Here is a 4,556-nt window from a genome sequence, read left to right on the forward strand (position 1 = left end):
GTCGAGCAGGCCGTGGTCGGGGCCGGATGACGAACCGGCTGCGCGCGCCCTCGCCGGCCGACGCCGCGGCGCTGCTCGCCCTCAACAACCAGCACGCCGTCGAACTGTCGGAGCTGACGGCCGACGGCCTGGCGCGGCTCTTCGCGTCGGCGTTCCGCGTCCGGGTGGCCGGCGAGGGGGCGGCGCTCCTTGTCGCCTTCGACCAGGACGCCGACTACGACAGCCCGAACTTCCTGTGGTTCCGCCGGCAGTACGCGCGCTTCGTCTATGTCGACCGGGTGGTCGTCGCGGCCACGGCGCGCGGCCAGGGGCTGGCGCGGGCCCTCTATGCCGACCTCTTCACGGCCGCCCGCGCCGCCGGTCACGACCGCGTCGTCTGCGAGGTGAACCGCGAGCCGCCCAACCCGGCTTCCGATGCGTTCCATGCGGCGCTGGGCTTCTCCGAGGTCGGCCGGGCACACCTGGCCGATCGCGGCAAGGCCGTTCGCTACCTCGTCCGCCCGCTGGAGTGCGGATAGCGGGCTCGGGCGGGAGACGCGGTGTCGCACCCCCGTTGCGGCCGCCGGCCGAAAGTCCGAGCTTCCCGGTCGGATATGTGGAGGGATCGACGATGGACGACCTGCCGGACGGCGGTGCGGAACGGCGCCAGCTCCTGACGCTCGACGTGATGCAGCGCACCGGGATCGACGAGGCGATGATCCGGCGCCTCGTGCATGCCTTCTATGGCGCGGTCCGCGCCGATGCCGTGCTCGGCCCGATCTTCGACGCCCGCATCGCCGACTGGGACCGGCATCTCGGCCGGATGTGCGATTTCTGGTCCTCGGTGGCGCTGATGACCGGCCGCTACCACGGCCGGCCGATGCCGCCGCACATGCGCATGGACCTGGAGCGCGCCCATTTCGACCGCTGGCTGGTGCTGTTCGAGACGACGGCGCGCCGGGAGTGTCCGCCGGCGGCGGCGGCCCATTTCGTCGAGCGCGCCCACCGCATCGCCGAGAGCTTCGAGCTCGGCATCGCCTTCCACCAGGGGCGCGTGCCGCCGGCGAAGCGGCCGCGGCCGCAGTGGATGGGCGAGGCGGCCGATCAGCGGTCGGCCGGGATCGCCTCCTCGTAGCGGCCGTCCTTCCAGACGTAGACGGCATATTTCGGTGCCAGCACGTCGCCCTTGGCATCGAAGCGCATCTGGCCGACCACGGTGTCGAAGGTGCCGGCGCGCAGGGCCGCGGCGACGGACGACGCCTTGACCGACTTCGCCCGGGCGGCGGCTTCGGCCCAGACCTGGACCGCGGCATAGCTGTAGAGGGCATAGCCCTCGGGCTCGTAGCCCTCGGCGCGGAAGCGGCCGACGATGGCCGCGGCGGCCGGCGCGCGGCGCGGGTCGGGGGCGAAGGTCATCAGGGTGCCGTTGCCGGCGGGGCCGGCGATCTTCCAGAATTCGTCGGTCACCAGCGCGTCGCCGGAGACCAGGACCGCGTCCAGGCCCTGTTCGCGCGCCTGGCGGGCGATCAGCCCGGCCTCGGTGTGGTAGCCGCCAAGATAGATGGCGCCGATGCGCGCCGCCTTCATCCGGCTGACGAGCGCGGTGAAGTCCTTGTCGCCGGCGGTGATGGCCTCGTACATCGCCTCGCGGTGGCCGGCCTTGCGGTAGACGGCGCGGGTCTCGTCGGCGAGGCCGCGGCCGTAGGAGGTCTTGTCGTGCAGGATGGCGACGGGGACCGCGCCGAAGCGCTCCGCCAGCAGCCGGCCGGAGACGCGGGCCTGGGCATCGTCGCGGCCATAGGTGCGGAAGACCGTCTTCCAGCCGCGCTTGGCCGCGTCGTCGGTGAGCGCGGGGGCGGTCGAGGCGGGCGTGATCTGGAGGATGCCCGCCTCGTGGTAGACCGCCGAGGCCGGGATCGAGGAGGAGGAGCAGTAGTGGCCGGCGACCAGGGCGACCCGCCGCGTCGCCAGCCGGTTGGCGACCGCGACCGCCTGCTTGGGATCGCAGGCATCGTCGCCGACCTCGAGCCGGAGCTGGCGGCCGAGCACGCCGCCCGCTTGGTTGATCGTGCGAACGGCGAGGTCGGCGCCGCGGCGCAGCTGCTCGCCGAAGATGGCGTACTGGCCGGTCATCGGGCCGACCGTGGCGACCGCGATCTCCGCGGCGCGGGCCGGCAGGGCGGCGGCGAGCAACAGCGCCAGCGCCCCGAGGGCGGAAGCGGCGAAGCGGGAAGGGCGCATCGGGGCGAGGCTCCGTCGGGAGAGGCGATTTCCCGTCTAGCAGCGGAAGACGGCTTCGACAATGTCATCGCGCGTGCGATCGGGGGAGGCGGCCGGCCCATCCTTTGCTATTCTGGCGCCGGCGCACGCTGCCGCCTCGTCCCCCCTAGGAGACCCGCAACCATGAACGCGATCCGCCCGAACTCGGCGATGGCCCGCGACATCGCCTTCCACGTCCACCAGCAAACCGACCTCAAGGCCCACAAGGAGCACGGCGGAACGCTGTTCACCAAGGGGAACGGCATCTACGTCTACGACGAGAACGGCAAGGAATACATCGAGGGCATGGCCGGCCTGTGGTGCGCGTCGCTCGGCTTCAGCGAGAAGCGCCTGGCCGACGTCGCCTACAAGCAGCTGCTGGAGCTGCCCTACTACCACACGTTCTTCGGCAACGGGCACACCCTGGCGACCGACCTCGCCGAGAAGCTGATCTCGATCGCGCCCGTGAAGATGTCGAAGGTGCTCTTCCAGTGCTCCGGCTCGGAGTGCAACGACGCCGCCGTCAAGCTGATCTGGTACTACAACAACGCGCTGGGCCGGCCGCAGAAGAAGAAGATCATCGGCCGCGAGCGCGGCTACCACGGCAACACGATCGCGTCGGTGTCGATCTCCGGCCAGCCGCACATGCGCGCCGGCTTCGACATTCCGCTGCCGGGCTTCAAGCACACCGACAACCCCAACTACTATCGCGGCCACGAGGAGGGCGAGACGGAGGAGCAGTTCTCCGACCGCATGGCCGCCAATCTCGAGAAGCTGATCCTGGCCGAGGGGCCGGAGACGGTGGCCGCCTTCTTCGGTGAGCCGGTGCAGGGCGGCGGCGGCGCGCTGACCCCGCCCCGGACCTACTGGGACAAGATCCAGGCGGTGCTGAAGAAGTATGACGTGCTGCTGGTCGCCGACGAGGTCATCTGCGGCTTCGGGCGCACCGGCAACCGCTGGGGCTCCGAGACCTACGGCATGAAGCCGGACATGCTGTCCTGCGCCAAGGCCCTGACCGCCTCCTACCAGCCGCTCTCGGCCCTCATGATCTCGGAGAAGATCTACGAGGCGATGGTGAAGCAGAGCGAGACGCACGGCACGTTCGGCCACGGCTTCACCTACGGCGCCCACCCGGTCGCCTGTGCGGTCGCGCTCGAGACCCAGAAGATCTACGAGGAGCGGGACATCTTCGGCCATGTCCGGGCCGTCAGCCCGGCCTTCCTCGGCGGGCTCGAGAAGTTCCGCGGCCATCCGCTGGTCGGCGACGTCCGCGGCGTCGGCCTCATCGCCGGCGTCGAACTGATGCAGGACGGCGCCAAGCGCGTGCCGTTCCCGGCCGAGCGCAAGGTCGGCATCGCCGTCATGAACAAGGCCGCCGAGCATGGCCTGATCGTCCGCGCGATCGGCGACCGCATCGCCTTCACCCCGCCGCTCATCATCTCCGAGGAGCAGATCGGCGAGATGATGGTCCGGTTCGGCAAGGCGCTCGACGACGTCTATGCGACGCTGAAGGCCGAGGGGCTGGCCAAGGCCGCCTGATCGATGTGGGGGGTGGGGTGTTTGTTGGCAACCCAAGCGCCCCACGAAGCTGCCACAGTTGCGTCCCGTATGGGGGCGGGTTGTGAGTGACGCGAGCACTCCGATGTTTGCGTCGCTTGGCCTCAGAGAACGGAGCGGAAATGACGTCAATGTGGCCACCTGGAGTGCCGGCCCCGCCAACTGAAGCTCAGCTTGAAGCAGCGCGGGCGGTCGTTCGCGAAGAAATAAAGGGATCGTTTGTATCCGGATTTCGGCTGGAATTTGGAGAGGATTCCAACGGCGAAAAAGCCGTTTGGATTTTTTTGCAATCTGACAGCGAACGGTCCTGGTCAAAGGATGATGAACGGAAGATATATGAGTTAACATCGAGAATTAGAGAGAAGATTTTAAATTCCGAGATCGGACTTTGGCCTTATATCGATGTGGAGGAGGTCGGCTCCGATGACGCTGTCAGTTGATCTTCTGGAGCAGTCTCGGCATCTTCTTGGAAGGGAGAAGAAAAAACCTAGACAAGCTAGCTTGCGAAGATCTATTTCATCAGCATATTATGGATTATTTCACTATCTGATCGAAGAGGCGATTCTAACCTTTCCGCGCCATCCATCGGGACTGCGTAGTAAAGTGGCTCGTGGATTTCAGCATGCTACGATGCGTGAAGCTTGCAGATTGTTTTCGAAAGACATTCCGTTTGACAACTCTCTTTCGAAATTGGTCGTCAATCCGCTTGATGATAGGATCAAAAATATTGCGGCGACATTTGTTGAGCTTCAGCAGTCGCG

Annotated in this window: 6 protein-coding genes; 5 read left to right on the forward strand and 1 reads right to left on the reverse strand. The window is 67.3% G+C overall.

Annotated elements, in window-relative coordinates; all coding sequences use genetic code 11:
* The first annotated feature begins 26 nt into the window (after positions 1-26).
* Together ACE3Q3_RS13170 and ACE3Q3_RS13175 are read left to right on the forward strand one after the other, a co-directional pair.
* Positions 27-518: a GNAT family N-acetyltransferase gene (locus tag ACE3Q3_RS13170; RefSeq protein ID WP_374446765.1), complete on the forward strand. Its 492-nt coding sequence runs from the start codon at positions 27-29 to the stop codon at positions 516-518.
* 92 nt (positions 519-610) lie between these two features.
* Entirely contained in the window at positions 611-1,114 is a 504-nt protein-coding gene (locus ACE3Q3_RS13175; protein WP_374446766.1) for a group III truncated hemoglobin, read from the forward strand.
* Here ACE3Q3_RS13175 and ACE3Q3_RS13180 read toward each other — a convergent pair.
* On the reverse strand, positions 1,084-2,220 hold the full coding sequence (locus ACE3Q3_RS13180) for a branched-chain amino acid ABC transporter substrate-binding protein (RefSeq protein ID WP_374446768.1): 1,137 nt from the start codon (positions 2,218-2,220) through the stop codon (positions 1,084-1,086). The two genes, ACE3Q3_RS13175 and ACE3Q3_RS13180, sit on opposite strands and share 31 nt — an antisense overlap.
* 162 nt (positions 2,221-2,382) lie before the next feature.
* On the opposite strand from ACE3Q3_RS13180, the gene ACE3Q3_RS13185 reads away from it, so the two are divergent.
* The 3 genes from ACE3Q3_RS13185 to ACE3Q3_RS13195 form a co-directional block, all read left to right on the forward strand.
* The gene (locus ACE3Q3_RS13185; RefSeq protein WP_374446769.1) at positions 2,383-3,777 is read left to right on the forward strand and encodes an aminotransferase; all 1,395 of its coding nucleotides are present in this window, start codon (positions 2,383-2,385) and stop codon (positions 3,775-3,777) included.
* 140 nt (positions 3,778-3,917) lie between these two features.
* Entirely contained in the window at positions 3,918-4,235 is a 318-nt protein-coding gene (locus tag ACE3Q3_RS13190; protein ID WP_374446770.1) for a hypothetical protein, read from the forward strand.
* Positions 4,219-4,556 (forward strand): hypothetical protein (locus tag ACE3Q3_RS13195; RefSeq protein ID WP_374446772.1); only part of this gene is annotated, 338 nt, incomplete at its 3' end. The genes ACE3Q3_RS13190 and ACE3Q3_RS13195, both read left to right, overlap by 17 nt.

The organism is Allostella sp. (genome assembly GCF_041913585.1).
Lineage (GTDB): Bacteria > Pseudomonadota > Alphaproteobacteria > ATCC43930 > Allostellaceae > Allostella.

Excerpts from the sequence above, each read along its gene's own strand:
- ACE3Q3_RS13185 (WP_374446769.1), top strand. The coding sequence starts at position 2,383 with ATGAACGCGATCCGCCCGAACTCGGCGATGGCCCGCGACATCGCCTTC.
- ACE3Q3_RS13175 (WP_374446766.1), top strand. The coding sequence starts at position 611 with ATGGACGACCTGCCGGACGGCGGTGCGGAACGGCGCCAGCTCCTGACG.
- ACE3Q3_RS13190 (WP_374446770.1), top strand. The coding sequence starts at position 3,918 with ATGACGTCAATGTGGCCACCTGGAGTGCCGGCCCCGCCAACTGAAGCT.
- ACE3Q3_RS13180 (WP_374446768.1), bottom strand. The coding sequence starts at position 2,220 with ATGCGCCCTTCCCGCTTCGCCGCTTCCGCCCTCGGGGCGCTGGCGCTG.
- ACE3Q3_RS13170 (WP_374446765.1), top strand. The coding sequence starts at position 27 with ATGACGAACCGGCTGCGCGCGCCCTCGCCGGCCGACGCCGCGGCGCTG.